The sequence below is a fragment of the Bacillus sp. FSL K6-1012 genome, from assembly GCF_037964915.1.
Taxonomy (GTDB): domain Bacteria; phylum Bacillota; class Bacilli; order Bacillales; family Bacillaceae; genus Bacillus; species Bacillus halotolerans.
Window position 1 is genome coordinate 3839127 of sequence record NZ_CP150175.1, and the last position, 15051, is coordinate 3854177.

Consider the following 15051-nt stretch of genomic DNA (forward strand, 5'->3'; position numbering starts at 1 on the left):
ATTCTCATTATAGTATAGGGACTATCGCCAGTCAAAAGCATTTCAATCCCAGTTAAAAAAGCCTCCTCTGCTATACTGAATAAGAGGAGGGATCGTATTGCTTACATCCATACATCATATTGCAATCATATGCTCAGATTATGAAAAGTCGAAAGCTTTCTACGTACATAAGCTCGGTTTTCAGGTGATACAAGAAACATACCGAGAAGAGCGCGATTCCTACAAGCTTGATTTATCGCTTAACGGCTCGTACGTCATTGAGCTGTTTTCGTTCCCTGATCCGCCCGCACGTCAAACCCGTCCTGAAGGTGCAGGGCTCCGTCATCTTGCCTTTACGGTCAGCAGCTTAGAACAGGCTGTTCAGGAGCTTCACGAAAAAGGAATCGAGACAGAGCCGATCAGGACAGATCCGCTGACAGGCAAGCGGTTCACCTTCTTTTTTGATCCCGATCAGCTTCCGTTAGAGCTGTATGAGCAATAACGGTTTTTGAAGAAAAAAGGGAGATGCCCACTTTCTTTGCCGAATCTTTTCTTGTTTTGTCTAATAGGAAGGGAACCGCTCCCCATGGTCGAATACCTAGCTAAAAAGGAGGTATGGGATCATGAATACAAATATGGTAGCAAGTGAACTCGGCGTCTCCGCAAAAACAGTGCAGCGGTGGGTGAAGCAGCTGAACCTTCCGGCTGAACGTAACGAGCTCGGACACTATTCGTTTACGGCTGAAGATGTGCAAGTCCTGAAATCTGTTCAAAAACAAATTTCTGAAGGCACGGCGCTTCAGGATATCAATGTGCCGCAAAGCAATAAGAAGCGCACAGGCTTCCTTGTCCAAAAAACAAACAGTGACACAGAGAAAAGAATCGAACAGCTCGAACAAAAACTTGACACCTTATTACAGCAAAAACAGGACGAAAACGGGCTGCTGGCAAGAATTGAGGAACTGGAACGCCAGCTTAAACAAAAAGCCGATGAAGGCGTATCCTATCAGCTTCTGCAGCACAGAAGAGAAATTGATGACATTCTTGCTGATCTGCAATCACTGACCTCACAAATGAAAGAATTCACCGCTCAGCCGACCCCTGAGACTGCTGCTTCTTCCGAAAAAATAAAAACAAGAAAAAAACCGCTGCTGTCACTGTTTAAATTTCAAACGTAAAGTAAAAAAAGCTCCCCTTAAAGGGAGCTTTTTTGATTACGCAGTAAGCGCAATAATAATTGGAAGTGAAATCAATGACAGAATCGCACTGATCACAAACGCAGTCGCAGTTTCTTCCTCTTGTTTCTCGAAACGAGTCGCAATCATGGCTGCAACGGCAGAACCAGGGAATGCAACAAGAAGGATCGCTTTTGTTGTTTGATCAGCTGGAAGTCCGACTGCAAGAGCAATCAGGAACATTAACGCAGGCTGAACTGCAACTTTTAGTAACGCAATACCGATAGCCGGCAGACTGAGTTTAATTTTACGAATACCAACGGTAACACCGACAGCAAAGAGAGCAACACCCGATGTTGTGCTTCCAAGCTGATCAAGCATTTTAACACCCAGCTCAGGAAGAGTGAAATTGAAAACCAGCACTAAGATCATACTGATTAACGGAGCAGCTGCAAGCGGCTCACAAAGACCATGCAGGATTGATTTCCCTGTCATCTTCCAGAAACTGTCGCCGCTCTCTTCGTTTTTCTTAGAAGACTCACCCACTGTAGCAACAATGATCGCAAGCGGATCAAGAATCGCGTTAACAACGATACCTGTTACAGCGATCGGAATCGCAACCTCTTGCGCACCGAACAAGCTTCCCAATACAGGAATACCCATAAATGCGAATGTCGGCTGTGCAGAGTTCAAAGAAAATACGGATGAGTTCGTTAAATCATACTTAAAGACAAATCTGCAAACCAATAGAATGATGATATAGAAACCAACAATCCCGATAAGTAAAGAAACCATTAATGGAACTTGTGATAAAAATTCACTTCTGGAAGTTGTCAAAATACCAGCGATAAAGTGAGCTGGAAGTGCGTATTTCGTTACTAACGTACTTACCCCTTTTGCTGACTTGGCATCATAACTTCCGAAATGTCCTGCAAACCAACCCAGCACGATAACAAAGAAGATCGGTGCCAGGAGGATTAAGATATCTAAGATGCTCAAAATATTCTCCTCCAAATCCTATGTCCGTATACTTTAGCTTTATTCAAAGCTTTCCCTCGGACAGAAAAATTACACGCTCAATTATTTTGCGATGACTTTTTTGTATTCAGGTGTCCACATTGCATCAAGAACAGCTTGTTTTACATCTTCAGGCTGACGATTTGCTACGCCGTCTTTGATCGCTGCTTCAGCTACAGCAATGGCAACTTGAATAGATACTTCTTGAAGCTTGTCGATGCTTGGAAGCAATCCAGCTCCAGGTGTTTCAAAATCAACCATTTCAGCAATCGCATCAGCTGTTGCAGCAAACATAGCAGGCGTAATAACACGCGCTTCAGCTACGATTGAACCAAGGCCAAGACCAGGGAATGCGAATGCGTTGTTAGATTGTCCGATTTCATAAGAAACGCCATTGTACTCGACATTGTCAAATGGGCTTCCTGTTGCTACAAGCACTTTTCCGTCAGTCCATTTGAACAGATCTTCAGGAACAGCTTCTGCAAGGTGAGTCGGGTTAGACATCGGCATGATCACCGGACGGTCTACGTGAGATGCCATCTCTTTCACAATTTCCTCTGTGAACGCTCCTGAAACCCCTGAAGTACCGATTAAGATCGTTGGTTTTGCTTGGCGAACCACTTCATCGAATGAAATTTGGCCTTTTTCATCACGTTTCCAGTCTTTCACTTCTGCTGCACTGCGAAGGTAAGGTTTTTGGAAATCAAGGATGCCTTCCATATCGTCTGTTAACAGGCCTCTGTAATCAAGTGTGAAGAACGCTTTGTTTGCTTCTTCTTCAGATAATCCAGCAAGCACCATTGTGTCACGGATTTGGTCAGCAATACCGATACCAGCTGAACCTGCACCGAAGACAACTACACGCTGATCTTTAATAGATGCGCCTGTTTTCTTCATAGCAGCAAGCACACCAGCAAGTGTAATTGCGCCTGTACCTTGAATATCATCGTTGAATGTCAGGATTTCGTTGTTGTATTTTTTCATGATATTGCGCGCGTTTTTGTTGCCAAAGTCTTCCCAGTGAAGAAGCGCTTTAGGGAAGAATTTAAGCGCAGCTTTTACATACGCATCAACGAATTCTTCATAACGTTCATCAGAAATACGTTCATGATGGTTACCAATGTATAAAGGATCATTTAAAAGTTTTTCGTTGTTTGTACCGACATCAAGCACTACAGGAATAACACGGCTAGGGTCAATACCAGCTGCAGCAGTGTAAACAGCCAATTTACCGATAGCGATGTTAATACCGCCTACTCCCCAATCACCGATACCAAGGATACTTTCAGAGTCAGTTGCAACGATAAGATCAATATCGCCTGCTGTCGCATGAAGGTTTTCAAAAGCCTTTTCAATACCGTCAATGTTGTCGATTGACAAGTAGATACCTTGAGGTCTTCTGTATTCATGGCTGTATTCTTGAATTGCTTCACCAACTGTTGGTGTGTACACAACAGGAAGCATTTCACGAAGGTGATTTTGCAGCAATTTATAGAAAAGAACTTCATTGCGGTTAGCAAGATCATTTAAGTAAACATTTTGACGAAGGCGGTCTGGCTGAGCTTTAAATTGCTCGTATGCGCGTTTTGCTTGTTGATCAAGAGAAAGTACAGTTGGCGGAAGAAGTCCTTCTAAGCCAAGTTCTTGTCTTTCTTCTAATGTAAAAGCAACACCTTTATTTAAAGTAGGAATAGATAAAACTTCTTTTCCTCTTAATGTTGTTTCTAAATGGCCTTCCTTAGTTTTTTTAATGTTATTCAAGCAAATCTCCTTCTTTCTTGAAATAGTTAACCAAGTTAAGTAATAACTCATCTAAAAATAACCGATCATGATCTTTATGCGACTTTGTGACAATTATTCGAACAATGTCTCAAAACTATTTACATTACGTTAGTTATTTTATGCCTGTCAAAATCAAAATTCAAGGGAAGAAAATTACTTAATTTTTTAATACACTTAATTAAATTTTTTAATTGATTGTTATCAGAATATATAAAAAAACACCAGCTTTTCGGCCGGTGCTTTCTATCTTTTTACCCATGTTTTGTATTAGTTTTTAGATTTTCCCGGGACTTCGTGATGATGTCTGCATCTTGCTTCATAGGATTCGGACGCACCCACCAGAATGACCGGATCATCATAAGAAGCCGGCTTTCCGTCAATGAGCCGCTGTGTTCTGCTTGCCGGTGATCCGCAGACGGAACAGACGGCCTGCAGCTTCGTCACACTTTCAGCGATGGCCATAATATCCGGCACAACGCCGAACGGCTCTCCTCTGAAATCCATATCAAGGCCCGCCGCGATCACACGGTAGCCTTTATCGGCAAGAGACGATAAAACACCAATGATTGACCGATCGAAGAATTGAACCTCGTCCACTGCAATCACATCCGTGCTCTCACTGATATGATTCCAAATGTCCTCAGCCGAAGAAATGGCATAGCTCGTCATAGATGTTCCATTATGGGAAACTACAGCATCCTCGCTGTATCGATTGTCAATCACAGGTTTAAAGACCCTGACCTCCTGCTTGGCATAAGTTGCTCTCTTCACTCTTCTGATCAGCTCTTCAGATTTTCCCGAGAACATGCTGCCGCAAATCAGCTCCAGCCACCCGCTTTGCTTCATTATGTACATTGGCTCTGCTCCCCTCTCTCTGCCAGCTGTGTTTTTGACAATATAAAAAACAGGCAAGAAGTGCTTCTTGCCTGTTGAGAAATCTATTATTACTTAAGACCGTATTTTTTATTAAAGCGATCAACACGACCATCAGCAGAAGCGAATTTTTGACGGCCAGTGTAGAATGGGTGGCATTCAGAGCAAATCTCAACGCGTACCTCTTCTTTTACTGAGCCTGTTTCAAATTCATTTCCGCAAGCGCATTTAACTGTTGCTTTTTTGAAATTAGGATGAATTCCTGCTTTCATTGTATCCATCTCCTTCCGCCCTGAATCCCGTGTGGAAACAGAGTTATTATTTCGGAGCATTGTCCGAAACGCATATGAGAAAATTATATCAGTGATTTACTTCTTTTGCAAATAGATTTTATCGTCTGGCTGATGATAGATTTGCCTGTTTCCATTCTTGATTGAGAATATCGAAAAATTCCTGGTTTGTTTTGGTCTTTTTCATTTTTCTCATGAATTTTTCCGCGAAATCAGGCGAATCTGACATCGTTTTGCGGATAGACCATAAACGGTCAAGATGCTCTTTAGGCACAAGCAGCTCTTCCTTACGCGTTCCAGAACGGCGAATATCGATGGCAGGGAAGATGCGGCGTTCTGCCAGAGAGCGGTCAAGATGAAGCTCCATGTTGCCCGTTCCTTTGAATTCTTCATAGATTACATCATCCATACGGGATCCTGTATCAACAAGAGCAGTGGCGAGGATCGTTAAGCTTCCGCCCTCTTCGATATTTCTCGCCGCCCCGAAGAAACGCTTCGGACGGTGGAACGCTGCCGGGTCAATCCCTCCGGAAAGTGTTCTTCCGCTCGGCGGAATCACTAAGTTGTAGGCGCGGGCCAGACGTGTGATACTGTCCATCAGGATAATGACGTCTTTCTTGTGTTCAACGAGGCGCATAGCGCGTTCAAGCACAAGTTCGGCGACTTTGATATGGTTTTCCGGCACTTCATCAAACGTTGAGCTGACAACATCCCCAGCAACAGAACGTTCAATGTCTGTAACCTCTTCCGGTCTTTCGTCGATCAACAGCACAATCAGCTCTGCTTCAGGCTGGTTCGCTGTAATGCTGTTGGCGATTTCCTTCAGCAGCATCGTTTTCCCGGCTTTCGGCGGCGCAACAATCAAACCGCGCTGGCCAAAGCCTACCGGCGCCATCATGTCCATAATTCTTGTAGACAAGAAATTCGGTTTTGTCTCGAGCACCATATGGCGGTCTGGATAAAGCGGAGTAAGGGCTGGGAAGTGAACACGCTCTTTTGCCGATTCCGGATCATCTCCATTTACCGCTTCAACGTGCAAAAGTCCATAATAGCGCTCGTTTTCTTTTGGCGGGCGAACCTTGCCTGATACTTTGTCTCCGTTCCGTAAATCGAAACGGCGGATTTGTGAAGCTGAGATGTAAATGTCTTCAGAGCTTGGAGAATAGTTGATCGGTCTCAGGAAGCCAAATCCCTCTGATTGGATGATCTCAAGAACACCTTCCATAAACAGAAGATCTTCCTGCTCTGCATTCGCTTTCAGAATGGCGAAAATCAGCTCTTTTTTTGTCAGTTTGCTGTAGTAGGAGATTTTATAATGTCTTGCAAGTTCATATAGCTCTTTCAATTTCATATTTTCCAAAGAGGAAATAGATACGTCTTTCATAAAAAACACCACGCTTTTCATAGTCAATATCTTACTTTACACATGTAATCTGCTGCTTTTGCACAACATCCGCCAAAGCACATTCTTTTTTTAACATAAAGGAACTTCTATCGGTAACACTTCCACCCATGATCGGCGCTTTTGTTAAAAGGATTGTCTTAATGAGTTTTGAAGGAAGCGAGGACAAAAACATGAGAAGATCAATACTTATATCGTCTGTATGCGGTAGAAATTGAAACTTTCCTAGTGCTTAAAAGAAGGAATTACGCAGTTAAAAATCGCAGCACTCTTTATTTTTACCTTATTTCAAACAATTATTCAACTGAAATAAGGTTTTGACACGCAATTGATAGGGTTGTCTCTTTTTTGCAAAAGAAAAGCGGGTCAACACCCGCTTTTTCTCTTTGTTATGGACGGATTACGAGATTTGGTTTTTTCTTCAGGCTGTGTCTGCCGTCAACGAAACGGACAGTTCCTGACTTCGCACGGATGACCAAGCTTTCAGTCGTGCCGACAGACCCTTTGAATTGAACGCCTTTTAACAGCTCGCCGTCAGTTACGCCGGTAGCCGCAAAAATCGCGTCATCGCCTCTCACAAGGTCTTCCATACGCAGCACTTTGCTTAAATCAAGGCCCATTTTGTTGCAGCGTATGATTTCTTCCTCGCTTTGCGGAAGAAGTTTACCGATAATTTCTCCGCCCAGCGCTTTTAACGCTACAGCAGATAGGACGCCTTCAGGAGCTCCGCCTGATCCGAACAGGATGTCTACGCCTGTGTGGTCGAAAGCCGTGTTGATGGCGCCTGCGACATCCCCGTCATTGATCAGTTTGATTCTGGCGCCGGCCTCGCGAAGCTCGGAAATGATTTTTTCGTGTCTATCACGGTTTAAAATGGTGGCAACGACGTCCTCGACGTCTTTGTTTTTCGCTTTTGCTACAGCTTTAAGGTTATCAATGACTGGAGCTTCAATATCAATGCAGCCCACCGCTTCCGGACCGACTGCGATTTTCTGCATATACATATCTGGAGCGTTTAAAAGCGTGCCGTGGTCCGCAACTGCAATAACCGTCAGCGCATTCCAGCCGCCGCTTGCCAAAATGTTTGTGCCTTCGAGAGGATCAACGGCGACATCGACACGCGGACCGTACCCGTTTCCGAGTTTTTCCCCGATATAAAGCATCGGCGCTTCGTCCATTTCCCCTTCTCCGATCACAACAGTTCCTTTCATCGGAACTGTATCAAAAACGTCTCTCATTGCGCTTGTTGCTGCTTCATCAGCCTCGTCTTTTTTTCCCCGGCCCATCCATCTTGCAGATGCTAATGCCGCAGCTTCAGTCACACGAACCAATTCCATTGATAAACTTCTTTCCATCTCAACACGATCTCCTCTCGCAAATAACCAATTAAGAATTTTGCAGCTGTTCTATCTCTTCATCAGTCATTCTCTCGCGCCAGATTGTGGCTCCCAGACCCTCGAGTTTTTTCTCAAGGCTGCTGTATCCGCGATCAATATGCTCCAGACCTGTAATTTCCGTGACGCCGTCGGCCATCAGCCCGGCAACCACTAAACAGGCTCCGGCCCGCAGATCGCTCGCCTTGACCTTAGCGCCTTGAAGGTCGACAGGTCCCGTTATGATTGCAGATCTGCCCTCTACCTTCATATTTGCGCCCATTCGTCTCAGCTCATCAATATGCTTGAATCTCGCCGAATAGATGGTGTCAGTCACGACGCTTGTCCCTTTTGCTCTCGTCAAAAGCGCTGTCATCGGCTGCTGCAAATCAGTCGGAAAGCCCGGGTATACTAGGGTTTTTACATCAACCGGCTTTAGGTTTTTCTGCCCGCCGACAATAAGCAGCTGGTCGTCGCTCGTCTCAATGTGAAAGCCCATTTCTCTCAGCTTTGCTGTTAAGGACTCAAGGTGTGTCGGAATTACATTATCGATGATGACCTCTTTGCCCATCGCAGCACCGGCAATCATAAATGTTCCGGCCTCAATTCTGTCCGGGATGATCGTATGTTTGCAGCCGTGCAGTTCCTTTACGCCATCGATTCGGATTACGTTGGTTCCAGCGCCTTTGATTTTTGCGCCCATGCTTGTGAGCAGTGTCGCGACATCAATAATCTCCGGCTCTTTCGCAGCGTTTTCAATGATGGTTTTCCCTTCTGCCAAAACAGCCGCAAGCATAATGTTAATCGTTGCCCCGACGCTTACGACATCTAAATAAATACGTGCGCCTCTCAGCCTTTCAGCGCGCAAATAAATCGCGCCCTGTTCATTGGTCACTTCAGCTCCGAGCGCTTCGAAGCCCTTGATGTGCTGGTCAATCGGACGGGGGCCCAAGTGGCAGCCGCCAGGCAATCCGATGACGGCCTGTTTAAAGCGGCCGAGCATCGCCCCCATTAAATAATACGACGCGCGCAGTTTTTTCACTTTTCCGTTAGGAAGCGGCATGCTGATCATTGATGTGGGGTCTACAATCATATCCCCATTCTCAAAATGCACATTGCCGCCGATTTCCTGTAACAGGTCACGCAGCGTTTCAATATCTGAAATCTCAGGAAGCCCTTCTATTGTCACCTCGGAATTTGCCAAAATGGTTGCTGGTATTAATGCAACAGCACTGTTTTTAGCGCCGCTGATGTGTACTGTACCGTTTAACGAGTCACCGCCGGCAATATTCAACTTTTCCATGATAGTCTCCTTCCATAAGAAGATAGCTGCGGAGCTAAATAAAATGGCATTTTATTCTGTCTCTGCAAATAAAGCTCATGTCCAAAATCTAGCCAATTCGAAGAGAAAGAATACAACACATTGTAAAATATCAGGAAGAAAATAGCGAAGCTTTGCGGGGGCATAGGTTTCAAAAAATCGACAGAGACCCGCCGGCTAAAGAGACATCTTCGTCATCCGGCAAAAGCAGCACGCAACCCTCATTCCGATATCAGCTTCTGCAGCCCAATGATTCCTTCTCTGTAAGCGGCGTGCATCTGAAGGTCCGCTGGATCAGGACGGTGAAAAGCAAAGGCCGCGGCAAACAGACATTACACTCTGTTTGCCGCCGCTTGAATTACTTGTTCCAGTCTGCCAGGAATTGTTCGATTCCTTTGTCTGTTAACGGGTGCTTTGTCAGCTGATAAATGACTTTAAGCGGCATTGTACCGATATGAGCCCCTCTTAATGCAGCTTCAGTTACATGCTGAGGATGGCGGATTGACGCCGCAATGATTTGCGTATCAAGCCCGTGGATATCAAAAATCTGCTTGACTTCTGAAATCAGGTCAAGCCCGTTATGGCCGATATCATCTAAGCGGCCTAAGAATGGAGATACATATGTAGCGCCCGCTCTTGCAGCAAGAAGCGCTTGGTTTGCATTGAAGATCAATGTGACATTTGTTTTGATGTTTAAGTCAGTAAGTGCTTTTACGGCTTTTAAACCGTCAGCCGTCATCGGGATTTTCACCGTGATGTTCGGAGCGATTTTCGCCAGTTCTTTTCCTTCCTCGATCATTTCCTCAGCTTTCAGAGAAATAACCTCCGCGCTTACAGAGCCCGGAACGACTTCTGTGATTTCACGAAGGCGGTCATGGAATGATACGTTAGCTTCTTTTGCTACTAAACTAGGATTCGTTGTTACACCGGCAAGAACTCCTAATTCATACGCTTCTTTAATCTCATCGATATTAGCTGTATCAATAAAAAATAACATTTACAAAAAGCCTCCCTGAGTAAGAATTTTCAGAACTGTGAATATGATTGCGCTTTCTAAAGATAGACGGAAAACCGCCTGTCAAGCTGTCAGGCGGCTATAAAAAGTTCCAATTGAATTAAGCTTGGTTTGAAGAACCAAATTCACGCATTTTACCGATAACAGTTTCTTTAATCGCTTCGCGAGCAGGTCCAAGGTATTTACGAGGATCGTACTCGTCAGGCTTAGCTGCCAACGTTTCGCGAACAGCTTTTGCAGAAGAGATTTGGTTTTCAGTATTTACGTTGATTTTAGCTGTACCAAGTGAGATTGATTTTTTGATGTCAGCAGTCGGAATTCCAGTACCGCCGTGAAGAACGAGCGGAAGACCAGTTGAATTTCCGATCTCTTCCATTTCTTTGAAGCCAAGGTTTGGCTCACCTTTGTAAGGGCCGTGAACAGAACCTAATGCAGGTGCAAGGCAGTCGATGCCAGTGCGCTCAACAAGCTCTTGGCACTCTTTAGGATCAGCGTAGATTACGCCTTCAGCGATAACGTCGTCCTCTTGTCCGCCGACTGTTCCTAGCTCAGCTTCTACAGATACACCGTGGAAATGAGCAAGCTCAACAACTTTAGAAGTTGTTGCTACGTTTTCTTCAAATGGATGGTGAGAAGCGTCGATCATTACAGATGTGAAACCTGCATGAATCGCTTTCGCACAAGATTCAAAGCTTGAACCGTGGTCTAAGTGGATCGCAACAGGAACTGTCACTTTGTACTCTTCCATTAGTGCTTTTACCATAGCTACGACTGTTTTGAAGCCGCCCATGTAGCGTCCCGCACCTTCGGAAACACCAAGGATCACTGGAGATTTTTCTTCTTCAGCTGCTTGTAAAATCGCTTGAGTAAACTCAAGGTTGTTTAAGTTAAATTGTCCTACAGCATAACCTTTTTCTTTAGCTGTATTCAACATTTCCGTCATTGAAACTAAAGGCATGTCGAATGTCCTCCTTATGTAGCCTGATTGTCTTCTAGCGAAAAAAGCTTTCCACCCTAGCATGACCCATAATTTGCTGTCATATGTAAATACTCAGATCGCTTTTTCTCCATAACTAGAATACCAACTTTTCGACAAATCGGCAACACAATGACCTCATTCAATTGTTTCTTCTTTTTGTCAGTTAGACTTCAGGGGCAGATATTTTTTGACGGCGTCTCTGATTTCGTCGATGTCAAACGGCTTCGCAAAGTGCGTCAATGCGCCCAGTTCCTTTGATTCTTGGATCATATCGAGTTCTCCGTAAGCCGTCATGATGATCACGCGTATGTTTTCATCAATGACCTTCATCCGTTTTAAAATTTCGATTCCGTCCATACCCGGAATTTTCATATCCAGAAGGACAAGGTCCGGGCGTTCTTTTGTCACGATATCAAGCGCTTGAAGGCCGTTCGCAGCCTGAAATGTCTGATAGCCCTCTTTATTGAACACTTCGTTAAGCAAAATACGTATTCCGTATTGATCATCAACGATTAAAATTTTTTCATTCATCATTTTACACCCCAATATTATGATTTTCGTCAAAAGTAAGCAGTAGTTTATGTATTCTGTTTGATTTTCCTATTTCCTTTAATTATAATAGTCTACTTTACGACATTTTCTGAGCATTTTCTCTTTTGTTGTATACTGTTATTGTACGTTATAAAGGAGGATTCACTTATGTTGAAAATATTTACAACACAGTTAACAGGTATTTTTTCCCGCATTCAGGATAAGGAATCTGACGCGATTGAAGATGGGGCGCGATTGCTCGCTCAAGCGGTGATCAGCGGACATTCCATCTATATATACGGGGCTAATGAGCTTCAGGGCATCTTACATGAGGCAACCGAAAGCAAAGAACCGCTTCCTTCCGTCAAAGCGTTTCCCGCTAACGCTGATGATGTGACAGAAAGCGACAGGGTGCTGATGTTTTGCTCAGGGACAGGTACAGATGAAGAACAGGCGCTCGCGAAAGAGCTTTATGAAAAAGGCGCGGGGGTCGTCTGCGTATCACCGGCATCCAAAGACAGCGCCGGAATCGAACAATATTGCGATGTGCATATTGATTCAAAGCTGAAAATGCCGCTTGTTCCCGATGAAGACGGCACCCGCTACGGCTTCCCTTCATTAATGACAGCATTGTATGTCTACCATGCTCTATCATTTACATTAAAAGAAATTCTGCAAGAGTATGCATAATCACTTATTGTACATGCTGTATCTTGCCGGAAACAAATAAAAAAGACTTGTCCGCTTTTGACAAACGGCAAGTCTTTTTTTATTACTTCTGATTTGCAGCTTCAACAGACGCTCCGATAAAGCCTTTGAATAATGGCTGAGGTCTTGTCGGTCTTGACTTGAACTCTGGGTGGAACTGAGAAGCCACGAACCAAGGATGGTCTTTCAGCTCAATAATTTCAACAAGGCGTCCGTCCGGGCTGGTGCCTGAGAATACGAAGCCTTGGTCTTCCATTTGCTGTCTGAATTCGTTGTTGAATTCATAACGGTGGCGGTGACGCTCGTATACCACTTCATCCTGATACACTTCAAATGCTTTCGTGCCCTCTTCAAGCTTACAAGGGTAAAGGCCGAGACGAAGTGTTCCTCCAAGATCTTCAACATCCTTCTGTTCAGGAAGAAGGTCGATGATCGGGTATTGAGTTGACGGATCAATTTCCGCAGAGTGAGCGCCTTTTAAGCCTAATACGTTTCGGGCATACTCAATAGATGCAACCTGCATGCCTAAGCAAATGCCCAAGAACGGAATCTTGTTTTCGCGGGCATGTTTTGTCGCAATGATTTTACCTTCAACACCGCGGTCACCGAAGCCGCCCGGTACGATAATACCGTCTGTGCCGCTAGTAAGCTCTCCGATGTTGCTTTCTGTTACTTCCTCAGCGTTAATCCATTTCACTTTTACATCAGTGTCAAACGCGTAGCCCGCGTGGCGAAGTGATTCAACGACAGAGATGTAAGCGTCAGGAAGCTCAACATATTTTCCGACAAGTCCGATTGTGGTCGTTTGAGACAGGTTGCTGACCTTGTTCACAAGCTCTTTCCACTCGGACATTTCCGCTTCTTTGCATTCCAGCTGCATATGCTGGCAAACAAGCTTATCAAGTCCTTGTTTTTGAAGCTCAAGCGGAATGGAATAGAGGTTGTCCGCATCTTCACATTCAATAACCGCTTTTGTATCGATGTCGCAGAATAATGCGATTTTGTCCTTCATATCTTGAGAAATCGGCATTTCTGTACGAACAACGATAATGTTTGGCTGAATGCCCAGGCTTCTTAATTCTTTTACGCTGTGCTGTGTCGGTTTTGTTTTCAGTTCGCCGGCAGCTTTAATGTAAGGCACAAGTGTACAGTGGATGTACATCACGTTTTCACGGCCGATGTCACTCTTCATTTGGCGGATCGCTTCAAGGAATGGCAGAGATTCGATGTCTCCGACAGTACCGCCGATTTCTGTAATCACGACATCCGCGTTTGTTTCTTTACCCGCGCGATATACGCGGTCTTTCAATTCATTTGTGATGTGCGGAATAACCTGCACTGTTCCGCCGAGGTAATCGCCGCGTCGTTCTTTTTTAAGAACTGTTGAATAGATTTTACCTGTTGTTACGTTGCTGAATTTATTCAGGTTGATGTCGATAAAACGCTCATAGTGGCCCAGGTCTAAGTCTGTTTCAGCGCCGTCATCTGTTACGAATACTTCACCGTGCTGGTAAGGGCTCATTGTTCCCGGATCGACGTTGATGTATGGATCGAATTTTTGAATTGTGACGTTCAGTCCGCGGTTTTTCAGCAAACGCCCTAATGAAGCTGCTACAATACCCTTTCCAAGTGAGGATACGACTCCCCCGGTTACAAAAATATATTTCGTCATTTCGTTTGCTCCTCTCTTCGCTCTAAGCTACATTTCTTAAAATGTACCGTTTTATAGGAAATCATTTAGCCTTTTAAATGATTTATAAGAAAAATGAGGGGTGAAAATAAGAAAGCTCCCTTTCAATTTCTTGAAAGGGAGCATAACGTTCTATGTTCTCTCTTCGTTTTTGAAGAGCCCAAAATACATACTACATAGTTCGACTATGAAAGTCAAGATCGATTTGAGGATGAAATTCTTTTACTATTTTTTATCCTCATCGCCTTCATCATAGTCATCTTCATCTTCTTCTTCATCGTCATCAATGAGATCATCATCAATTTCGAGCTCGTCTTCGTCGTCATCTTCATCGATATCGTCAAACTCATCAGCATCGAGATCAAGCTCTTCCTCAACCTCAGCCAAATCGAGCTCGTCTTCGTCAACCTCTTCAAATTCATCAAGATCAAGATCTTCTTCAACAGCTTTTTTCGCTTTTTTCTTTTTCGCCTTAACTGTCGGCTGTGTTTCTTCATCAAGCTGATCGTACGGATACCAGCTGCGAAGGCCCCAAGTCTGGTCAGAGAGCGCCAAGAAGCGGCCGTCAATGTTTAAATCTGTATAAAATTGTGCGACGCGGTCTCCAAGCTCTTCTTTTTTTACGCCGAGCAATGATGCAATTTCATTTAAAAGCTCCTGAAAAGGAACTGGTTTTTTATGATCTTCAAATAATTCGTGAGCGATTTCAACTAAAGCCATTTCCTTTAGCTGTTCCTGTGAATATTGTTTGATACCCAAGGTCGGACACTCCCTTTCTATTACTTATATGTATCTGTTTTATCAATAATGAAAGCGATATTGTATCGTTCTTATACAAACCATACCTCTCATTATAAACAAAATAAAACAGAATATGCTACCCTTAACAGCGTTAATTTAAATAATTTTACAAGAG

At 44.1% G+C, this 15051-nt stretch carries 16 protein-coding genes; 3 read left to right on the forward strand and 13 right to left on the reverse strand.

The features are described from left to right. Window positions 1-91 precede the first annotated feature (91 nt). Both NSS75_RS19920 and racA read left to right on the forward strand, forming a co-directional pair. Window positions 92-481, forward strand: coding sequence for a VOC family protein (locus NSS75_RS19920; RefSeq protein WP_176471064.1), 390 nt, complete (start codon window positions 92-94; stop codon window positions 479-481). Window positions 482-602: 121 nt separating this feature from the next. Continuing rightward, a complete protein-coding gene (gene racA, locus NSS75_RS19925; protein WP_024123181.1) occupies window positions 603-1157 on the forward strand; it encodes a chromosome-anchoring protein RacA in 555 nt (184 codons plus the stop codon). 36 nt (window positions 1158-1193) lie between these two features. Here racA and NSS75_RS19930 read toward each other — a convergent pair whose 3' ends face one another. The 11 genes from NSS75_RS19930 to spo0F form a co-directional block, all read right to left on the reverse strand. Further along, a complete protein-coding gene (locus NSS75_RS19930) occupies window positions 1194-2153 on the reverse strand; it encodes an AEC family transporter (protein WP_024123182.1) in 960 nt (319 codons plus the stop codon). Window positions 2154-2234: 81 nt separating this feature from the next. Beyond that, window positions 2235-3932 (reverse strand): oxaloacetate-decarboxylating malate dehydrogenase, encoded by a 1698-nt coding sequence (malS, locus tag NSS75_RS19935; protein ID WP_024123183.1) that lies wholly within the window; start codon window positions 3930-3932, stop codon window positions 2235-2237. A 288-nt stretch (window positions 3933-4220) separates the two neighbouring features. Beyond that, on the reverse strand, window positions 4221-4808 hold the full coding sequence (locus NSS75_RS19940; protein WP_024123184.1) for a thymidine kinase: 588 nt from the start codon (window positions 4806-4808) through the stop codon (window positions 4221-4223). Window positions 4809-4897: 89 nt separating this feature from the next. Further along, complete coding sequence (gene rpmE / locus NSS75_RS19945; RefSeq protein WP_003151132.1) at window positions 4898-5098, reverse strand: 50S ribosomal protein L31; 201 nt, start codon at window positions 5096-5098, stop codon at window positions 4898-4900. A 118-nt stretch (window positions 5099-5216) separates the two neighbouring features. Next, the gene (rho, locus tag NSS75_RS19950) at window positions 5217-6500 is read right to left on the reverse strand and encodes a transcription termination factor Rho (RefSeq protein WP_010332253.1); all 1284 of its coding nucleotides are present in this window, start codon (window positions 6498-6500) and stop codon (window positions 5217-5219) included. Between the two features lie 31 nt (window positions 6501-6531). Further along, window positions 6532-6693, reverse strand: a complete 162-nt coding sequence (locus tag NSS75_RS19955; RefSeq protein WP_032731180.1) for a hypothetical protein — start codon at window positions 6691-6693, stop codon at window positions 6532-6534. A gap of 214 nt (window positions 6694-6907) precedes the next feature. Then, window positions 6908-7873 carry a class II fructose-bisphosphatase gene (glpX, locus tag NSS75_RS19960; protein ID WP_044159762.1) on the reverse strand — a complete coding sequence of 322 codons (966 nt, stop codon included), beginning with the start codon at window positions 7871-7873 and terminating at the stop codon, window positions 6908-6910. A gap of 31 nt (window positions 7874-7904) precedes the next feature. Then, on the reverse strand, window positions 7905-9194 hold the full coding sequence (locus tag NSS75_RS19965; protein ID WP_024123187.1) for a UDP-N-acetylglucosamine 1-carboxyvinyltransferase: 1290 nt from the start codon (window positions 9192-9194) through the stop codon (window positions 7905-7907). A 376-nt stretch (window positions 9195-9570) separates the two neighbouring features. Further along, window positions 9571-10209 carry a fructose-6-phosphate aldolase gene (gene fsa, locus NSS75_RS19970; RefSeq protein ID WP_024123188.1) on the reverse strand — a complete coding sequence of 213 codons (639 nt, stop codon included), beginning with the start codon at window positions 10207-10209 and terminating at the stop codon, window positions 9571-9573. A 118-nt stretch (window positions 10210-10327) separates the two neighbouring features. Then, complete coding sequence (locus NSS75_RS19975; RefSeq protein ID WP_024123189.1) at window positions 10328-11185, reverse strand: class II fructose-bisphosphate aldolase; 858 nt, start codon at window positions 11183-11185, stop codon at window positions 10328-10330. Window positions 11186-11365: 180 nt separating this feature from the next. Then, window positions 11366-11740 (reverse strand): sporulation initiation phosphotransferase Spo0F, encoded by a 375-nt coding sequence (gene spo0F, locus NSS75_RS19980; RefSeq protein WP_003227621.1) that lies wholly within the window; start codon window positions 11738-11740, stop codon window positions 11366-11368. A 165-nt stretch (window positions 11741-11905) separates the two neighbouring features. On the opposite strand from spo0F, the gene NSS75_RS19985 reads away from it, so the two are divergent. Then, window positions 11906-12427, forward strand: a complete 522-nt coding sequence (locus tag NSS75_RS19985; protein ID WP_185848510.1) for a DUF2529 domain-containing protein — start codon at window positions 11906-11908, stop codon at window positions 12425-12427. An 82-nt stretch (window positions 12428-12509) separates the two neighbouring features. Here NSS75_RS19985 and pyrG read toward each other — a convergent pair whose 3' ends face one another. Then, window positions 12510-14117: a CTP synthase (glutamine hydrolyzing) gene (gene pyrG / locus NSS75_RS19990; RefSeq protein ID WP_095712807.1), complete on the reverse strand. Its 1608-nt coding sequence runs from the start codon at window positions 14115-14117 to the stop codon at window positions 12510-12512. Window positions 14118-14360: 243 nt separating this feature from the next. Further along, window positions 14361-14894, reverse strand: a complete 534-nt coding sequence (gene rpoE, locus NSS75_RS19995) for a DNA-directed RNA polymerase subunit delta (RefSeq protein ID WP_024123192.1) — start codon at window positions 14892-14894, stop codon at window positions 14361-14363. Window positions 14895-15051: the final 157 nt, after the last annotated feature.